This window comes from Flavobacterium sp. 245 (assembly GCF_004362055.1).
In the GTDB taxonomy this organism is placed as follows: domain Bacteria; phylum Bacteroidota; class Bacteroidia; order Flavobacteriales; family Flavobacteriaceae; genus Flavobacterium.
In genome coordinates this window covers 258,174-277,530 of the sequence record NZ_SNXB01000004.1, presented here as the reverse complement: position 1 = coordinate 277,530, position 19,357 = coordinate 258,174, and the positions used below count along the sequence as shown (strand labels likewise).

The 19,357-nt window shown below is 32.7% G+C and carries 19 protein-coding genes; 5 read left to right on the top strand and 14 right to left on the bottom strand.

Annotated elements, in window-relative coordinates; translation table 11 throughout:
* Positions 1–6 precede the first annotated feature (6 nt).
* The 4 genes from EV145_RS09980 to EV145_RS09965 form a co-directional block, all read right to left on the bottom strand.
* A complete protein-coding gene (locus tag EV145_RS09980; RefSeq protein ID WP_133525071.1) occupies positions 7–456 on the bottom strand; it encodes a response regulator in 450 nt (149 codons plus the stop codon).
* A 21-nt stretch (positions 457–477) separates the two neighbouring features.
* On the bottom strand, positions 478–1,029 hold the full coding sequence (locus EV145_RS09975; RefSeq protein WP_133525070.1) for a helix-turn-helix domain-containing protein: 552 nt from the start codon (positions 1,027–1,029) through the stop codon (positions 478–480).
* A gap of 159 nt (positions 1,030–1,188) precedes the next feature.
* Entirely contained in the window at positions 1,189–1,374 is a 186-nt protein-coding gene (locus tag EV145_RS09970; protein ID WP_133525069.1) for a CsbD family protein, read from the bottom strand.
* Between the two features lie 99 nt (positions 1,375–1,473).
* On the bottom strand, positions 1,474–1,947 hold the full coding sequence (locus tag EV145_RS09965) for a Dps family protein (RefSeq protein ID WP_133525068.1): 474 nt from the start codon (positions 1,945–1,947) through the stop codon (positions 1,474–1,476).
* Positions 1,948–2,295: 348 nt separating this feature from the next.
* Between EV145_RS09965 and pyrF the strand changes: the two genes are divergently transcribed.
* The 3 genes from pyrF to EV145_RS09950 all read left to right on the top strand — a co-directional run bounded on the left by pyrF (position 2,296) and on the right by EV145_RS09950 (position 6,337).
* The gene (gene pyrF / locus EV145_RS09960; protein WP_133525067.1) at positions 2,296–3,123 is read left to right on the top strand and encodes an orotidine-5'-phosphate decarboxylase; all 828 of its coding nucleotides are present in this window, start codon (positions 2,296–2,298) and stop codon (positions 3,121–3,123) included.
* A 159-nt stretch (positions 3,124–3,282) separates the two neighbouring features.
* Positions 3,283–4,083, top strand: coding sequence for an ABC transporter substrate-binding protein (locus EV145_RS09955; protein ID WP_133525066.1), 801 nt, complete (start codon positions 3,283–3,285; stop codon positions 4,081–4,083).
* Between the two features lie 760 nt (positions 4,084–4,843).
* Positions 4,844–6,337, top strand: a complete 1,494-nt coding sequence (locus EV145_RS09950; RefSeq protein WP_133525065.1) for a catalase — start codon at positions 4,844–4,846, stop codon at positions 6,335–6,337.
* A gap of 262 nt (positions 6,338–6,599) precedes the next feature.
* Here EV145_RS09950 and purU read toward each other — a convergent pair whose 3' ends face one another.
* From purU to EV145_RS09925, 5 genes are all read right to left on the bottom strand, one after another.
* Positions 6,600–7,454 (bottom strand): formyltetrahydrofolate deformylase, encoded by an 855-nt coding sequence (gene purU, locus EV145_RS09945; RefSeq protein WP_133525064.1) that lies wholly within the window; start codon positions 7,452–7,454, stop codon positions 6,600–6,602.
* Between the two features lie 162 nt (positions 7,455–7,616).
* A complete protein-coding gene (locus EV145_RS09940) occupies positions 7,617–8,333 on the bottom strand; it encodes a DUF4197 domain-containing protein (protein WP_133525063.1) in 717 nt (238 codons plus the stop codon).
* Positions 8,334–8,627: 294 nt separating this feature from the next.
* Entirely contained in the window at positions 8,628–9,053 is a 426-nt protein-coding gene (locus EV145_RS09935) for a cytochrome c oxidase assembly factor Coa1 family protein (protein WP_133525062.1), read from the bottom strand.
* 249 nt (positions 9,054–9,302) lie between these two features.
* On the bottom strand, positions 9,303–9,644 hold the full coding sequence (locus EV145_RS09930) for a hypothetical protein (RefSeq protein WP_133525061.1): 342 nt from the start codon (positions 9,642–9,644) through the stop codon (positions 9,303–9,305).
* 175 nt (positions 9,645–9,819) lie between these two features.
* Positions 9,820–11,370 (bottom strand): murein L,D-transpeptidase, encoded by a 1,551-nt coding sequence (locus tag EV145_RS09925; protein ID WP_133525060.1) that lies wholly within the window; start codon positions 11,368–11,370, stop codon positions 9,820–9,822.
* Positions 11,371–11,666: 296 nt separating this feature from the next.
* On the opposite strand from EV145_RS09925, the gene EV145_RS09920 reads away from it, so the two are divergent.
* Positions 11,667–15,107, top strand: a complete 3,441-nt coding sequence (locus EV145_RS09920; RefSeq protein WP_133525059.1) for a methylmalonyl-CoA mutase family protein — start codon at positions 11,667–11,669, stop codon at positions 15,105–15,107.
* A gap of 80 nt (positions 15,108–15,187) precedes the next feature.
* Here the strand turns inward: EV145_RS09920 and EV145_RS09915 are convergent, their stop codons facing one another.
* Entirely contained in the window at positions 15,188–15,574 is a 387-nt protein-coding gene (locus tag EV145_RS09915) for a flagellar motor protein MotB (RefSeq protein ID WP_133525058.1), read from the bottom strand.
* 306 nt (positions 15,575–15,880) lie between these two features.
* Between EV145_RS09915 and EV145_RS09910 the strand changes: the two genes are divergently transcribed.
* Complete coding sequence (locus tag EV145_RS09910; RefSeq protein ID WP_133525057.1) at positions 15,881–16,294, top strand: hypothetical protein; 414 nt, start codon at positions 15,881–15,883, stop codon at positions 16,292–16,294.
* Between the two features lie 53 nt (positions 16,295–16,347).
* Here the strand turns inward: EV145_RS09910 and EV145_RS09905 are convergent, their stop codons facing one another.
* The 4 genes from EV145_RS09905 to EV145_RS09890 form a co-directional block, all read right to left on the bottom strand.
* Complete coding sequence (locus tag EV145_RS09905) at positions 16,348–16,734, bottom strand: secretion protein (RefSeq protein ID WP_133525056.1); 387 nt, start codon at positions 16,732–16,734, stop codon at positions 16,348–16,350.
* A 374-nt stretch (positions 16,735–17,108) separates the two neighbouring features.
* Positions 17,109–17,516, bottom strand: coding sequence for a T9SS type A sorting domain-containing protein (locus tag EV145_RS09900; protein ID WP_133525055.1), 408 nt, complete (start codon positions 17,514–17,516; stop codon positions 17,109–17,111).
* A 360-nt stretch (positions 17,517–17,876) separates the two neighbouring features.
* On the bottom strand, positions 17,877–18,278 hold the full coding sequence (locus EV145_RS09895) for a T9SS type A sorting domain-containing protein (RefSeq protein ID WP_133525054.1): 402 nt from the start codon (positions 18,276–18,278) through the stop codon (positions 17,877–17,879).
* Positions 18,279–18,715: 437 nt separating this feature from the next.
* On the bottom strand, positions 18,716–19,117 hold the full coding sequence (locus tag EV145_RS09890; RefSeq protein WP_133525053.1) for a T9SS type A sorting domain-containing protein: 402 nt from the start codon (positions 19,115–19,117) through the stop codon (positions 18,716–18,718).
* Positions 19,118–19,357: the final 240 nt, after the last annotated feature.

Here is a 19,357-nt window from a genome sequence, read left to right as displayed (position 1 = left end):
CTTATACTATTTTAGTCGCAACAGGAAATTATCACGGTTTAACCCAGAGGTATGATAGTGCCAGTTTACGGTCACGACTTCATTAATTATTTTTTTAAGCGTATTAAAATCGCTCGGCTTTTTGATGTAAATATTGGCACCTTGAATAAATGTATCTTCAATATCTTCTTCAGATGATGAAGTAGAGTAGATGGCAATAATGATATTTTTTAGACGTTCGGTTTTTTTGATTTCAATCAAACATTCTTTACCTGTTTTTTTTGGCATGTTCAAATCCAGAAACAAAATATCCGGAAGTTTGTTGTCAAGATTGTTTAAATGATCCATTAACTGCATTCCGTCGTGAACAAAATCTACATTAGTCTGAATTTTTATTTCTTCAAATGCATCCTTAAAAAAAAGACGATCATCTTCATCATCATCGGCCAATAAAATATATAATGCGTTTTTTTGCATTTTAGTGTGGTATTTAGGTTTTTATTTTAAATTTTCTCTTCGTTTCTTAATTATTCGCTGAAAAGCCGAAGGTGTAATTCCGGTTGTATTTTTAAATTGCGTGCTTAAATGGGCAACACTCGAATAATTTAGTAAAAAAGCAATTTCAGTCAAGCTCATTTCATTTATTATGATGAGTTGTTTTGCTCTCTCAATTTTTTGTAAAATGATAAAATTTTCGATAGAAGAATAAGTTACTTCCGAAAATACATTAGATAAATAGCCGTAACTGTGATTAAGTTTTTCGGCCAAGAAAACAGAACTTTTGTAATTGTTGCTGTCTTCCATGAAAACCAGTTCAATTATGGCATCTTTTATTTTTTGTACCAAAACACTTTTTTGATTTTCCACGATTTCAAAACCGCACGGACTCAAATTGTTTTTTAAAGTTTCAAGAGCATCAGCATCAAGGTTGTCAGCAATCTCGATCTCACCAAACCCAAGACTTGTAAAATTAATATTTTGTTTGTCAAGGTTGTGTTTTAGATAAAGAGAACAAATGGTATTAATGTCGAACTTTATAAATACTTTCATTTTATAAAAATTTGGTTAAAGATACTTAATTTATTTTTGGTTATTGTATTTAAGATTTGTTATAAATGACGAAAATCGAAGAAAAGCAAATTAAATTTTCATAAAAAATACCGTCTAGTACAAGTATTAGACGGTATTCCCTGATTGAGTTCAAAGGTTTTACAAATCTGATAAGATTTGATGAAATTCTTCTTTAGTTTTTCCCAGTTTTTGCTGAAGTTTTCCATACATTTCGTCTTCTTTTCCTTCAGCATACATCAAATCATCATCTGTTAGATCTGCGTATTTTTGCTTTAATTTTCCTTTAAGCTCATTCCAGTTTCCTTTTATTTCGGTAGTATTCATGATAGTCTTATTTTAGATAATTAATGTTTTGTAAAGTTGCAATTTTCGACTTAAGACGGCGTTACATTTATTTTGATTAACGCTGCATAATTCACATTTTTAAACTTGATAACGTCGCAGAATCCAAGCCATTTTTTCATGTTCCTGCAAAAGTCCCGTGATAAAATCAGCAGAACCGATGTCGTTGGCTTCATTTTCAAAAACCGGAATGTAATCTCTAAATTCGGTTACTAATTGTTCATGATTTTCTAAAAGTTCTTCGAGCATATGTTTTTGTGAAGCATATTCTTTTGGGGATTCTTTTAAAGTCGAATTTTCAATAAACTCTTTCATTGTTCCAATGGTCTTTTCACCAAGCTGACTTATTCTTTCTGCAACCTCATCAATCTGCGCTTCTAAAATTCGATATTGATCTTCAAACAATTTATGCAGTTCCATAAAACTGTTTCCTGAAATGTTCCAGTGAAATTTTCTCGTTTTCACGTACAGTGTCATTTCATTTGATAAAATCGTGGCTAATATGCTAGTGCTTTTCTTTAAATTTTTCGTCGATATTCCGATGTTGGGACTCATAATTGTCTGATTTTTGGGTTCTTTCCAAAATTAGAAAAGACAACCTCTTTTTTTCTTACACAATTTTGAGAAGTTGTTATAGGAATTCAATGTTAATGAGGTAATTAGAGAATTAGGTAATTAGAGAATTAGGTAATTAGAGAATTAGAGAATGAGTCAATTAGATAATTGAACTTGAAACATCTGTTATGTCGCCCTTAGCAAAGTCGAAGGGCGCTCCAATTGTAACGTGGGCTTCGACTTCGCTCAGCCTGACAAAAGTGAGCAAACCTGAAACCTGAAACTTGAAACCTGAAACTTGAAACTAATAATATTATTCGTAATTTTGCGCGACTATTAAAACACACTATGACAACACAACAGCTTCACGAACAAATACTTCAAAAAAAATCATTTTTATGCGTTGGCTTAGATCCTGATTTAAGCAAGCTTCCATCACATTTATTAAAGACCGAGGATCCAATTTTCGAATTCAATAAAGCAATAATCGATGCCACTCACGATTTAGCAGTTGGATACAAACCAAACACTGCTTTTTTTGAGGCATACGGAATAAAAGGATGGATGTCATTGCAGAAAACGATTAATTATATCAACGAAAATTATCCTGAGGTTTTTACAATTGCCGATGCAAAACGCGGTGACATTGGAAACACTTCAAGTATGTATGCAAAAGCTTTTTTTGAAGACTTAAATTTTGACAGTGTAACCGTTGCACCTTATATGGGAAAAGATTCGGTTGAGCCTTTTCTGGCTTTCGAAAACAAACACACGATCATGCTGGCTTTAACTTCAAATGAAGGTGCATTCGATTTTCAGACTTTAAATACAAACGGAACAGAATTATACAAACAAGTTTTGGAAACTTCTAAAACATGGAAAAACAGCGAAAACTTAATGTATGTTGTAGGTGCAACAAAAGCAGAATATTTTGCTGCTATTAGAAAAATTGTTCCAGACAGTTTTTTACTAGTTCCAGGAATTGGCGCTCAAGGCGGAAGCTTATCAGAAGTTTGCAAATACGGAATGAATGATAAAATTGGGTTACTTGTAAATTCAGCTAGAGCGATTATCTATGCTTCAAAAGGAACTGACTTTGCTGAAAAAGCTAGGGAAGAGGCTTTGAAAGTGCAGCAGGAAATGGAAAGTATTATTGGTTTAAGGTTTCAGGTTTAAAGTTTCAAGTTTACTTTGAACTTAATTAACCGCAAAGTTCGCAAAGGTTTTTCGCAAAGGGTCGCAAAGAAATGAACTTTGCGTTCATAGCGTAAATCTTAGCGAACTTTGCGGTTAAATACACACCCCAATTAACTTGAAACCTGAAACAAAGAAAACATGAAAGAACTAAAAGATCAACTAGGAACTATTCATTCTTTTGAAACAGCCCCAAAACGAATTATTTCGTTGGTTCCTTCTCAAACAGAATTGCTTTATGATTTAGGTTTAGAAGAAAAAATCATCGGAATTACGAAGTTTTGTGTGCATCCGTATCATTTGAAATCGACCAAAAAGATTGTCGGCGGAACAAAGAAGATTCATTTCGAAAAAATAAAGCTTTTACAGCCCGATATTATCATTTGCAATAAAGAAGAAAACACAGAAGAAATCGTAAATCAATTACAAGAAATCTGCCCAGTTTGGGTTACGAATATTGTTTCAGTGGAAGATAATTTTCAAATGATTTCAGATTTTGGTCAAATCTTTAATTGCCGAACCGAAGCTCAAAAATGGAATGACAAATTGGTTTTCGCCTTGAGCGATTTCAAAAAATATATTCAGAATAATGAAGTAAAAAAGGCAGCTTTTTTTATTTGGAAAAATCCCTATATGGTGGCAGGAAATGATACTTATATAAATGAATTATTAAAGCTGAATCATTTTCAGAATATCTACGAAGACAAGGGGCGTTACCCTGAAATAGAATTAAAAAAAATGCGTTTAGACGGCGATCCTGATATTGTTTTTCTCTCTTCAGAACCTTATCCTTTTAAAGAAGAAGATGCTTTCGAAATTGGTAGATTTACGCATCACGCCAAAACCGTTTTCGTTGACGGAGAAATGTTCTCTTGGCACGGAAGCCGATTATTAAAGGCATTCGCTTACTTTAAGTTACTACACGAAAGATTAAAGAATTAATGTAACGTGGTTTAATCGCAAAGAGCGCTAAGATTTACGCAAAGTTCGCAAAGTTGTAACACAAAGCTTTGCGAACTTTGCGTTTTATATGAGTCTCGTAGATAAAAAAACTTGCGTTCTTTGCGGTTAAATTATGCTCAAAGTAAAGCAACTTGAAACTTGAAACAAAGAAAACCTGAAACCAAATTAATACAAAAAAGAATGCCGACATCAAGAAGACGCCGGCATTATTTAACTAACCAAAACCAAAATAATAAATAACCAGTTTATTACATTACAAAGATCCGACATATATCGATCTCATGCTGTTAAGGTCTTGTTATTACTTTGTTGGATATAAGTTAATGTTATGGTTGTAAAATAAGTTTATAATTTTCATCCAATAAAATTGCGCTTTCAAAGGTAAAATTAGGTTCAAAGTGGGTAACTTGAAACAAAGAAAACCTGAAACTTGAAACCAAACTTTCATAAAAAAAGAATGCCGGCATCTCGAAGACGCCGGCATCATTTAACTAACCAAAACCAAAATAATAAATAACCAGTTTATTACATTACAAATGTCCGACATATATCAATCTTTTGCTGTTAAGGTTTTGTTATTACTTTGTTGACCATAAGTTAAGATTTGTCAAAACCTATTTCTGAGCTTTATGCAGCGTTAAATAACTTTTGATTATTAAAATATAATAACAATCAATTTTGTTTATTAATATGCTAAAGATAAGTTTGTATATTTGATAAAACATTAAATATCAGCAATATGGAATCAAACAAAAAATTAACAACTGCAACAGGAACTCCCGTTCCAGACAATCAAAACATTCAAACTGCTGGCCCTCGCGGCCCTGTTTTATTACAAGATTTTTGGTTCTTAGAAAAGATGGCACATTTTGACCGTGAAGTGATTCCGGAACGAAGAATGCACGCTAAAGGATCTGGAGCTTATGGAACTTTTACTGTTACTCACGATATTACAAGATATACGAGAGCAGATTTATTTTCAGAAATTGGGAAGAAAACCGAAATGTTTGCTCGTTTTTCTACCGTTGCAGGAGAAAGAGGTGCTGCAGACGCAGAAAGAGATATTCGAGGCTTTGCTTTGAAATTTTACACCAATGAAGGAAATTGGGATTTGGTTGGAAATAATACACCGGTATTCTTTTTCAGAGATCCAATGAAATTTCCTGATCTGAACCATGCTGTAAAACGTGATCCAAAAACCAATTTGAGAAGTGCTGATAACAATTGGGATTTTTGGACATTATTACCAGAGGCTCTACATCAGGTTACTATTGTAATGAGCGATAGAGGAATTCCGAGATCGTACAGACAAATGCACGGATTTGGAAGTCATACTTTTAGTTTTATAAATCATCAAAATGAAAGACATTATGTGAAATTTCATTTTGTAACGCAACAAGGAATTGATAATCTTTCTGATGAAGAAGCAGCTAAATTAGTTGGAGGCGACCGAGAAAGCCACCAAAGAGATTTATTCGATGCAATTGAAGAAGGAAATTTCCCTAAATGGAAATTATTTGTTCAAATCATGAGCGAAGAACAAGCTGAAACGTATCGTTTTCATCCTTTTGATTTAACGAAAGTTTGGTTAAAAGGTGATTTTCCTTTGATTCCGGTTGGAGAATTTGAATTGAATAAAAATCCTGAAAACTATTTTGCAGAAGTAGAACAAGCGGCTTTTAATCCGGCGCATGTGGTTCCTGGAGTTAGTTTTTCACCAGATAAAATGCTTCAGGCGCGTTTATTCTCTTATGGAGATGCGCACAGATATCGTTTAGGAGTAAACAATTTCCAGATTCCGGTAAACGCAGCAAGATGCCCTTATAACACTTTCCACAGAGACGGAGCAATGCGTGTAGATGGAAATAACGGATCTAAAAAACACTACGAACCAAACAGTTTTGGTGAAATGCAAGAACAACCTGAATTTAAAGAACCGCCATTAAAACTTCATGGAGATGCGTGGGCACATAATTTTAGAGACGATGACAATGATTATTTCACGCAACCAGGTTTGCTATTCAATTTATTAACGCCAGAGAAAAAACAATTGCTGTTTAAAAATACTGCAGCACAAGTTGGAGGAGCGCAGAAATTTATTCAAATTCGCCACATCAGAAACTGTTTCAAAGCTGATCCAGCATATGGAGAAGGAGTGGCAAATGCTCTAGGCTTGACAATGGCCGAAGTTGATGCTTTTGATGATCCGAGATTGTCGATTGTGGTTAGATAAAAGGTTTTGAGATTCTGAGATGCTAAGATTTGAAGCACTAATTTTTATCTTTTAATAGTAAATCCGGCAGGTTCTAAAACCTGCCGGATTTATTTTTTGTTGTCTTGTTTAAACTGGACTGAAGTCCAGCTCTACAATATAATTTGTTCCTTCGGAACTATAAAAGGAGCCTTTGGCTCTGTGGGTATTGTAGGGCAGAATTTTAATTCGATTTATTTAATATAAAAAAACTTAGCATCTTAGCATCTCAGAACCTTTGAACCTAAGAAAAAACAACCGTTTTATTGCTATAAACCATTGTTTTACGTTCCGCATGTAGTTTTATGGCTCTTGCCAAAACAATTCTTTCTAAGTCTCTTCCTTTCATAATAAAATCTTCGACCGAGTGAATGTGCGAAACCCTGGCAATATCCTGTTCGATAATTGGCCCTTCGTCTAATTCTTCGGTAACATAATGACTTGTTGCGCCAATAATTTTTACGCCACGCTTAAAAGCCGAATGATATGGTTTTGCGCCAGGAAATGCTGGTAAAAACGAATGGTGAATATTGATGATTTTATTCTCGTAAAGCGAAATCAGATTTGGCGTAATAATCTGCATATAACGCGCCAAAACAATAAAATTGATTTCGTATCTTTTTAAGAGCTCAATTTGTTTGGCTTCGCCTCCTTCTTTAGTATCTTTTGTAAAAGGAACACAGTGATACGGAATATTAAATCTTTCGGCAACAGATCTTAAATCATTGTGATTGCTTATAATAACTGGAATTTCTGCATTTAATTCACCAGCGCTGTAACGTCCTAAAATATCAAAAAGGCAATGGTCGTATTTAGAAACAAACAAAGCCATTTTTGGTTTTTGTTCCTGATTGTACAAATCCCATGACATATTAAAGTCGGTAGCGATGGTTTGGTTAAAATCGGCTTTAAAGCTTTCAATTGTAGTTTTGTGATTGGTGAATTCACATTCCAATCGCATAAAAAACACATTTTGCTCCACATCAACATGCTGATCGATATAGGTGATATTTCCTTCTACTTTAGCAATAAAAGTAGTCACTGCAGCGATTATCCCTTTTTGGTCTTTACAATGAATAAGAATGGTAATTTTTTGCATTTTGTTTTTTTGGTTTAATCGGTTAATCGTTTAGCTGTTTAATTGTTGATTTGTTTAATCGTTGATTTGTTTAATCGTTGATTTGTTTAATCGATTTTTATGGTTATACAGCTAAACGATTAAACAAATCAACGATTAAACAGTGAAACAGAAAAAAAAAAACTATTTTCCGTCCTGCATGGCAAAAACACTTTTCAATAAAGGTGTTGTTCTAGCACTGATATTATTTCGGATTTCTTTTTCTTCTACAGCAATCATTTTAAAAACACCAGATAAAGCTTGATTCGTTGTATAATCAGTCAAATCTGGGTTTACTTTTTTCACTAACGGAATAGTATTGTATTTCGTAATGATTTTTGTCCAAACTGCATCAGCACCAACTTTTGCGAATGAATTTTTAATCACCGGATTAAATTTTCCGTATAACGCTGTTGTTGTACTTCCTTGCAAATACGTTGTTGCAGCACTGTCATTTCCTAGTAAAATATTTTTAGCATCCGTAAATGACATATTTTTCACAGCCGTTACAAATATTGGAGTTGCTTCCTTAACGGCATCTTCGGCAGCACGATTCAGCATTTTGATTCCTTCATCAGCAAGTGAACTTAAACCAACTTTTCGTAGAGTCGCATCTACCTTTTGCAATTCCTCAGGCAATAAAATTTTTACGGTTTCATTTTTGTAAAAACCATCAACCGCAGTTAATTTGCTAACTTGTTGTGTAATTCCTTTATTTAGAGCTTCTTTTAATCCAGCTGAAATGTCAACACCACCAACTGGAATTTGTGATGCTATTTGTGGGAGCTGATTTAAAGTTTGCTGCATTTCTGCGCATGAAACAAGTGAAAATGTAACGGCTAATAATAAAATCTTTTTCATTCGGGGGTTTTTATTTAAGTTTCAAAAATACTACTTATTCAAAAACAACGCCACAATTTTATTTTAGGAGCAGAAAGATTTTGTTTCATAAATAACTTTTTCTAAGATTCTAAGACACTGAGATGCTAAGGTTCTAAGATTTTAAATTTTTGAAGCTTGTAGAATATATTATTGCTTTGTCGAAAGACAAGAAAAAATAAAATTTTACGACACATCTTTGCATGCAAATGCTTAAGCAAAGAAAAAAATCGGAGAATCTCATAAAACCTGTGTATAAAAAAGTTATCGGTAAAATTACTTAGTCAGCAAATTAATTTTCTCTCCTGTTTTTTCAATATACACAGACATTTCACTGTATTTCCAGGTTCCTCTTTTTTCGCCAACAACAAAGAGTGTTGCTTTGCCTTTAGGACCTTTTAGCGGTACTTGTACATCACATTTTCTAATGTCGTTTGTTGAACTGACAGTTCCAGAAACCATTCCATCTGTTTCTATAGGCGATCCAAGTTTCTCGATTATTATTTTATTGTGTTCAACTCTTGTCATCGATTCTTTATAAGCATCAGAATCTTTGATGATTGAAGTCACTTCAAAGAATACTCCAACTAAGAATAAAGCAAATAATACAATAAGACTTAAACAACCAGTAGGAACAAACCATTTCCAGTTTCGGTTCCACCAGCTTCTTTTATCTACAATAAGTTCGTTTGAATCTTCCATATTTTAGAATTTACTTTAATTGATTGAATATCAAAGCTAAAATATGGAATTTCTTAATAAAATTCAATTTAATTTTATATCCTAATTCTTGTAGACTCTTTATGTCATACAAAGCATTTAAATTTAAAAAATGTACTGTTTTTTAAAATGCAAAAATGAGCTAAAAATTGACTTTGATTTTTTACACAAAATCTTTTTTTAACTCATCGCATAATAACCTTAAAAAATGTTTTTAGAATAAAAAGACATTTAAACGTATTGTAAACAGTACAAATTAGGATTGTTGATTGGGTTAATCTGCTGTAAATCAGCTAATATATTTTGGGTGTAATCTTTACCGCCAATTGTTAAGTAGAACAAAGATTTTGAAAGGTAAAAAGGTCTCAACGGAAGCGAACGCCAGCCAAGTGTTATGTTTTTTAGAAAATGTTTTAACGCATACTTAAATGTTTTTTCCTCAGGACGAATAAAATAAATGGTATAACTTTTAATCTTTGTCATCAAATTTGGAAACATTACAAATCTTCCGCCCTGTTGAATCAATAAATTTATTTCGAATAATGTTAAACCTTCGATATTTTCTGTTTTCATGATCTATTGTTTTTGCAATTATATTAGTGGTATTATTATAGTGCAAAGTTGCGACAGAAATTAAAACAGAAAAGGACTTAAAAGTTTTAAAATTAATAAGTTAAGGTGTTTTTGTAATGAAAAATCGAGAACCCACCTAAATGAATTCTCGATTTGTTTTTTCTCGATTTAAATATTAATTTGAAGTAAGAGATACTTGACTATTCAATTCAGAGTCTTTTTCATATACATCTTGGAAGAATCCAATTTCACCATTTTCATTTACTAATGATGTAAAGTAAGTAATGTAAATTGGAACTTTTTTAGCTAATTTAAAACTGTTTTCTGTTTTTCCAGCCATAGCTTTATCAATTTTATCTTGTGTCCATTCTGGATAGTCTTTAAGCATTGCTACTGCTAATTCTTTTGCCAGTTTTACGTTTACACAACCATGGCTGAAAGTTCTTTTTTCAAAATCGAATAAAGTTTTAGCAGGCGTATCGTGCATATAAATATCATCGGGATTTGGGAACATAAATTTCACTAAACCTAAAGAGTTTTCTGGTCCCGGTTTTTGTCTTACCTGTCCGTTTACCATTTCCATATTATGATCGGCAAGATAATTTGGGTCGGCAGCGATTTTAGATTTCAATTCGTTTTGTACAATACTTTGTGGCACTGTCCAATAAGGACTGAAAACGATGCGGTCAATTTCGCCATTAAAAATGGTAGTTTTAGTTAAAGGCGAACCAACGAATACATTAGATCGTAAAACCACATTTCCGTTTTTAACGTAAACCAATTCGTATGAAGGAACATTTACAAAAACATATTCGTCGTTACCAGCCATTTGAGCCGAAATAGCACGACATCTTTCTATGTTAAGCATCAACGTTTTTACTTTGTCAGAAAGTGGCACATTCATTTCTTTAATATGTTCTTCTGCCAGAATATAGTTGGGTTTAAATCCGTTTCTCACTTTGTATTTCATTACCGCATCCATTAATTCACGGTCATAAACATCGCTTTTAGAATCCTGTTTTAAATCTCCTAATAAATATAAACGAGTTCTTACTTGAGCAATTGTATTTGAAACAGCATCAGGACGCAAATCTTTATAGGGAGTTTCTGTAACAATAGGTTTCCATTTATTTGATTTTTCTATTTTTTGGTATTGTTTTAGAACGCCTTGTAATTTATAATATTGATCAAAAGTTACTTTATTATCTTCTGGTGCAACAGTTGATTCTTCAATTGTGCTGTAATTCATAAAGTCTTTCAGCATCGTATCATAAGATACATTTTTAGCAGAACTGCTTTTTTTAGCATACATAATATATAAGGAGCTCAAAAGCATATCCGCATCTGTTTTAGAAAGATTTGTTGTTGACGAAGAATCAAAAAGCTGTTCTATTTCTTTTTGATAAGGAATTACTAAATCATTTGTTTTTTTTGCTTTTAGATATAAAGCAGAAGCAAATTCATTTATTTGATCTTCATCATACCAAATTGTGCCAAGAGTTCTGTTTTTGTACAATGACATGATATCAGATTTATATTTTTTCAAGTCCGAGTATCTTTTAAAGAAGTCGTTTGAAATTTCATTTTCGTCATCATTTGGGGAAATATTGATGGCGGCAACGTTTGGAGTTTTTGTATTTAAAAAATTTGTGTTTTCAATTTTACTATAAGACGATACAAAAAAACTCAAACCTAGAATTACGGTGAATGAATATAGTGTTTTCATTTTTTTAATTTTTACGTTAATACTTTTTAATTCGTTAAGTTTTCGGTAAAAATTTGGGGTTTTCTACACTGCTAAATTACTATGAGAGAGCTTAAAACACGTTTTGAGATTATGTTTAAATGTTGCGAAATTGCCATGTCTTTAAGCTTTCTTTAACTTATATCAATTCATCTTCAAAATTGTTACCCCTATAATCAAAAAAAGATTTTCTTTTTTTTGTTAACATAAAGCTATTCTCTTCATCAAATATTAAAATAATTTGTACATTGGTCGCTTAAAATTATCATATTCATAAAATGGAACCACAAATACCATATATTCCTAAAAATAAAGTAAGAATTGTCACAGCCGCTTCGCTATTTGACGGACATGATGCTGCAATCAATATCATGCGCAGAATTATACAGTCAACCGGAGTTGAGGTAATACATTTAGGTCATGATCGAAGTGTAGAAGAAGTAGTAAATACCGCTATTCAAGAAGATGCAAATGCGATTGCAATGACATCTTACCAAGGAGGACACAATGAATACTTTAAATATATGTATGATTTGCTTCACGAAAAAGGAGCAGGACATATTAAGATTTTTGGAGGCGGAGGCGGTGTAATTCTGCCAAGTGAAATTTCCGAATTGCACGAATATGGAATTACTAGAATTTATTCTCCAGATGATGGACGATCTCTAGGACTTCAGGGAATGATTAATGATTTGGTGCAACGTGCTGATTTTCCTATTGGAGATAAATTGAACGGAGAAATTGATCATATCGAAAATAAAGTTCCAACGGCAATTGCGCGTTTAATTTCATCAGCAGAAAATTTCCCGGAAATTGCAAAGCCTGTTTTTGATAAAATTCACGAAAGCAATGCTAGTTCTAAAATTCCAGTTTTGGGAATTACAGGAACAGGCGGTGCCGGAAAATCTTCTTTAGTAGATGAATTAGTTCGTCGTTTTTTAATTGATTTTCCTGAGAAGACAATTGGATTAATTTCTGTCGATCCTTCGAAAAGAAAAACGGGAGGAGCACTTTTAGGCGACAGAATCCGTATGAATGCTATCAATAATCCTCGCGTATATATGCGTTCGCTGGCAACGCGTCAGTCAAATTTGGCTTTATCTAAATATGTAGCCGAAGCGATTCAGGTTTTAAAAGCCGCAAAATACGATTTGATTATTCTGGAAACTTCAGGAATTGGTCAATCTGATACAGAGATTATGGATCATTCTGATGTATCCTTATATGTAATGACACCAGAATTTGGTGCAGCAACGCAATTGGAAAAAATCGACATGCTTGATTTTGCCGATTTAGTAGCTTTAAACAAATTTGACAAAAGAGGCGCGCTGGATGCTTTGCGCGATGTAAAAAAACAATATCAGCGCAATCATAATCTTTGGGATAAAAATCCTGATGAAATGCCAGTTTTTGGAACGATTGCTTCGCAGTTTAACGATCCAGGAATGAACACGCTATACAAAGCGATTATGGACAAAGTGGTCGAAAAGACGGATTCAGATTTGAAATCGACTTTTACAATAACGAAAGAAATGAGCGAGAAAATCTTCGTGATTCCGCCACACAGAACACGTTATTTATCTGAAATTGCAGAGAATAACAGAAGTTATGATGAAACAGCCATTTCGCAGCAAAAAGTAGCGCAGAAATTATACGGAATTTTCAAAACCATTGAATCGGTTTCTGGAAAAGTTCCTCAAATAAATAAAGCTGGAATTGATGATGCAACTGTTTTGCCAAGTGGCATTCAGGAGCATGACGAAAACAGAATCTTTTTAAATCTTTTACTGAATCAATTTGATAAAGTAAAAATGGACTTAGATCCGTACAATTGGGAAATTATCTTGAATTGGGACGAAAAAGTAGCGAAATACAAAAATCCAGTTTACTCCTTTAAAGTGCGTGATAAAGAAATCAAGATTGCAACGCATTCTGAAAGTTTATCGCATTTACAGATTCCGAAAATTGCTTTACCTAAATATGAAGGCTGGGGCGATATTTTGCGTTGGAATTTACAGGAAAATGTTCCTGGTGAATTTCCTTTTGCTTCGGGATTGTATCCGTTTAAACGTGAAGGCGAAGATCCGTCAAGAATGTTTGCGGGCGAAGGCGGGCCAGAAAGAACGAATAAGCGTTTTCATTACGTAAGTGCGGGAATGCCTGCAAAACGTCTTTCAACAGCTTTTGACAGTGTTACTTTATACGGAAACGATCCAGATTTGCGTCCGGATATTTATGGGAAAATTGGAAATGCAGGAGTTTCAATCTGTTGTCTAGATGATGCCAAAAAACTATATTCAGGTTTTGATTTGGTTCATGCGTTGACTTCGGTAAGTATGACAATTAATGGGCCTGCGCCAATGTTGTTAGGTTTCTTTATGAACGCAGCAATAGATCAGCAATGTGAGATTTACATCAAGGCAAATGATTTAGAAAAAGAAGTTGAAGCAAAAATCAACAAGTTATATAAAGATAAAGGAATCGAAAGACCAAAATACCAAGGCGATTTGCCAGAAGGAAACAATGGTTTAGGATTAATGCTTTTAGGTGTTACCGGCGATGAAGTTTTACCTCTAGAAGTTTATAATGAAATAAAAATCAAAACATTATCGCAAGTTCGTGGAACGGTTCAGGCTGATATTTTAAAAGAAGATCAGGCTCAGAATACTTGTATTTTTTCAACCGAATTTGCTTTGCGTTTAATGGGCGACGTTCAGGAATATTTTATTACTAAAAACGTTCGTAATTTTTATTCGGTTTCGATTTCAGGATACCATATTGCAGAGGCAGGAGCGAACCCAATTACACAGTTGGCGTTCACGCTTTCTAATGGTTTCACTTACGTGGAATATTATTTGAGCCGCGGAATGAATATCAACGATTTTGGTCCGAATTTATCGTTCTTCTTCTCGAATGGAGTTGATCCAGAATATTCAGTTATTGGTCGTGTAGCGCGTAAAATTTGGGCAAAAGCCATGAAAAACAAATACGGAGCCAACGAAAGAGCGCAAATGCTGAAATATCATATTCAAACTTCTGGACGTTCGTTGCATGCGCAGGAAATTGATTTCAACGATATCAGAACGACTTTACAGGCTTTGTACGCGATTTATGACAACTGTAATTCATTGCATACCAATGCTTATGATGAAGCGATTACAACACCAACGGAAGAGTCTGTACGTCGTGCGATGGCAATTCAATTGATTATTAATAAAGAATTAGGTTTAGCGAAAAACGAAAACCCAATTCAAGGTTCGTTCATCATCGAAGAATTAACAGATTTAGTGGAAGCGGCAGTTTTACAAGAATTCGACAGAATTACCGAAAGAGGAGGAGTTCTAGGCGCAATGGAAACCATGTACCAAAGATCTAAAATTCAGGAAGAAAGTTTGTATTACGAAACCTTAAAACACAACGGCGATTTTCCAATTGTGGGTGTCAATACCTTTTTGAGTTCTAAAGGTTCACCAACGGTGATTCCGGCTGAGGTTATTCGTGCCACCGAAGAAGAAAAACAATATCAAATTACGATGTTGGATAACTTGCATAAATTCCACGAAGAAAAAGTGAACGAACATTTAAATACGTTACAACAAGCCGCTATTAAAAACGAAAACTTATTCGACCATTTAATGGAAGCAGCAAAGGTTTGTTCTTTAGGCCAGATTACTTCAGCGTTGTTTGAAGTGGGCGGGCAGTATAGAAGGAATATGTAATTTTTGATTTTTTAATGATAAATAAAAACCTCTCAGAAATGAGAGGTTTTTTTATGATTTCCTGAAAGTCAGTACAATACTTAAACTTTCTTCTTGAATGTTACTTTCGATTTTCGTTTCAACTTTTCGATAACTGCATCGGCTTTCTCATTTTGGCAAATAAAGCGTAAAGATTCAGCGTAGCGGTAGTAATAAACAGGCTCTAAATCAGTTGTCATGGCAAATAATTGATCATACCAATCGGCGGCTTTTTCAAGTTTATCGTGTTGATAAGAGGAATCTCCCAGTTTCTGAAATAAGTCTACAGATTTGTAGCCTTTTGCGGCAATTTTTTCGTACGTTTTTATTACGTCAACATAAGCATATTTGTCGCTTATTTTATCAGTTATATAAACATTTTCATTTTGAGCAACGGCACTAAATGAAAAAACAATCAATAATACTAAAACAATAAGTTTTTTTTGCATAAGTATTAGTTTAGAAGATTGGTTTTGATAGTCATTTTTTCTCTGATAATTTTATTGTAAACTGCAATTTCATTTTGCAAATATATCTAAATCAATGATATAACGTGTAATTGAGCGGTTGTTTTTTCATTTTATCGATTTAAATATAGTGTCAAAACTATTATTTTTCAGTTTTAGTATGTTTTTGAATAAAAAAAGGTTTTTGCAAAAGCTATTTTTATGAATTTGAAAATTATAATTTAACTTTATAGTTGTAATGTAATCAGTATCATGACAATACAGCAATATTTAATCAAAATCGATCTCTTGCAGAAAGAAGAAAACAGAAATGCATTTTTTGTTAATTCTGATCTGGAGAAATTTGTTTTGAAAATATCCTCAAATAGTGCTGAAAACTATTTTCTGCTTGATTATTTTCTTCAGAAATCAGTTTCTAAACCAATTGCAATAAATTCAAAAATTATAGCACAGTTTTCAAATCATATGGGTTTGCTTTTTTTAGAAGAGGAAGAAATAGGAAACGTCTGTTTTGCGGCAAGTAATGAGTTAAGATCGGAATACAGGCAAAGTTTCAGATTACTAGATGTATTAGATTATATATATGCTTTTGCAGATTCCTCTATTTATAAAAAAACGAAAAAAATCATACTACCACCCGATGCCGCTTCTTTTTGGAACTTGGTAGAAATTGTCAACAACATTCGAAAAACAGAAGAATAAAAAAAGCAGCTCCTGGAACGAGCTGCTTTTGTTTTTGTTGGGGACAAAAAGGGTTAGCGACGGAAAGACGGGCTTTGGTTTACTGTTTCGTCTAACTTAACAGCTTTCACTTTTTTTGCTACAACTTTAATTTCGTGTTTCGCAATTTTACCGTTTTCTGATACTTCTAAAACATAAGTTCCGGCTGGATGACCTTCTAAGCTTATTGTTTTTGAAATTTCTAATTTATCTGCTGCCGAAGCTCCAGTATAAACTAAATTGTGATTTTCATCAAAAATAGAAAAAGAGGTGTTTTCAACGGTGTCTAAAGTAAAGCTTACTACTTTTCCGTTTCCAGTAACTATATTCAAAATATAGTCTCCTTTTCCATTAAATGCGTAGGTAAAAATTGTGGTAAATAAAAAGGCGGCGATTAAGCCCATTTTGGTAAATTTTGTCATGTTTTTTTAATCGTTTTTTAAATGTTTAATACTAAATAGTGGCACGGTAAAACTACAAAACAAATTTAATTTTCTGCAAAAAAAAGCCGTTTTCAAACACTTAAGTTGCTGAATTGAAGATGTTTCAATAATTTTCTTACATTATATACGAAAAAACGTTGTTTTTGGATTTTTTTTGATGAAATTTTTTAAAAGTGTAGAAATCAGACTTTTAAAATTATTAGGAAATGTTTTGTGAAAAAATAAAGAAGTACATAAATAAGGTAAAAATTAGGCATAAAAAAACAGCTCAATAACCACAAAGAGCTGTTTGTAAAACAATCACGTTTTTACTAACTATCTAACCTTATACTCTTATGAGAAGTATAACTTTTTTAGTGTACTGCTACACTAGTATTTTTAGCAGCGTTACCTGCTTTATAAACTGACGAAATTGCTTTTGATGATAAAATTGAGGTATCACCAGTAATAATAATTTCGTGTCTTACTTTTTTTGTACTGTCTTCAATCTCTAGATAGTAAGTTCCTTCTGGAAACTCTTCTAAGCTAAAAGTTCTTAGGATTCCGTCTTTACCTGAAGCAGTTTCAGAGTAAATCAATTCTCCATTTTTGTCATAAATCGCTAAATTGGCTTTTGTAACCTGATTAAGAGCGAACGTAATTAGTTTTCCATTTCCTTTCAACACGTGAACGTTCAAATTGTCATTCCCGCCGATTGCAAAAGCGCTGCTTCCTGCAAAAAGTACTGCACATACTAAACTTAATCTTAAAATCTTTTTCATAATCTTAGTTATTAAATTAATAGTTCTAATTATCTGATGCTAAATTACTCTTGATATCGCTTTTTCAACACAACTCTATTTGCAAATTTCTATGCTGTATTCTCATTTACGAAACCGATATAGGTTAAAGTTTGAATTATATTCGGTGTTTTTGTTAAATTGGTTCTTATTTTTCAAAGTTTTTAATTGACTCATAATAAGGATTTTCGGTGTAGAAAAGAGAAATCCTGATTTTTTCAAATTAAAATCCTGAAACCAGTCAGCAAAAAAAACGATGCAAAAAAAAACAGCTCCCTTGATATAGAAAGCTGTTTTAAAGAATATAAAATCTAATTTGTTTTTTTAATACAAGCATCATATTTAACGTGCAGCTACGCTTGTATTTTTAGAAAATCCTGATTTGTAAACAGACGAAATTGCTTTTGCTGATAAAACTGTTTTTTCATCAGTAATAGTAATTTCATGTTTTACTTTCTTTACATTATCTTCTACTTCTAAATAGTAAGTTCCTTCTGGAAATTCTTCTAAATTAAAAGTTCTCAAAATTCCATCTTTACCAGTAGCACTTTCTGAATAAATTAGAGTTCCATCTTTGTCGTAAATTGCTACGTTTGCTTTTTTAACTTGATTAAGTGCAAACGTGATCAGTTTACCATTTGTTTTTAACACGTGAACGTTCAAATTATCGTTCCCGTCAATTGCAAAAGCGCTCATTCCTGTGAAAAGCACTGCACACACTAAACTTAATTTTAAATTTTTCATAGCATTAGTTTTTAAATTAATAGATCTAATTCTCTGATGCTAAATTAGTTACGATATAATGATTTTTGTACAACTCTATTTGCTGATTTCGATGCTATATTCTCATTTACGAAACCGTTATAGGTTAAATTTTGAGTTTAATTTAATGATTATGTTAATTGGGTAATTATTTTTTAAAGTTTTGATGATTTTGACTTTGCATTGAATTGATAATTTGTTTACAAAGAACCAAAGCAAAAACGCGGAGCATAGTCTTAAATTGAAGTTGGCAAAACCTTAGAACCTTAGCATCTTAGAACCTTAGTATCTTTAAGAAAAAGTTTAAAGCAAAAAAAAACAGCTCAATAACCACAAAGAGCTGTTTCTAAAACCTGACGGTTTTTAAACTTTACTAACTATCTAACCTCATTTTTATACTGTGTTCGAGTATAACTTTTTTAGCGTACTGCTACGCTTGTATTTTTTTCAGCAGTTTTGTAAACAGATGAAATTGCTTTTGATGATAAAACTGTAGCATCATCAGTAATTGTAATTTCGTGTCTTACTTTTTTAACGCTGTCTTCAACTTCTAAGTAATAAGTTCCTGCTGGAAATTCTTCTAAACTGAAAGTTCTTAAGATACCATCTTTTCCAGATGCATTTTCAGAATATAATAAAGTACCAGCTTTATCGTAAATTGACAAATTAGCTTTTTTTGTCTGGTTTAAAGCAAACGTAATTAGTTTACCATTTCCTTTTAATACATGAAGACCAAATTCTCCTTCACCATTAATTGCATAAGTATTTAATCCTGATAATAATACCGCAACTACTAAACTTAATTTTAAAATCGTTTTCATAATTCTCTATGTTTAAATTATTAGTTCATTTCTCTGATGTAAAATTACTTCAAGAGCTGCTTTTTAAACACAACTCTATTTTCCAATTTATATGCTATATTCTCATTTACGAAACCGATATAGGTTAAAATTTGAATTATTTTAGGTGTTTTTGTTAATTGCGCTAATATTTTTCAATGTTTTGATGAAAATAGAGTTTGTTAAAATATTCCTGTTTTCTTACAGAAATGCTATATCAAT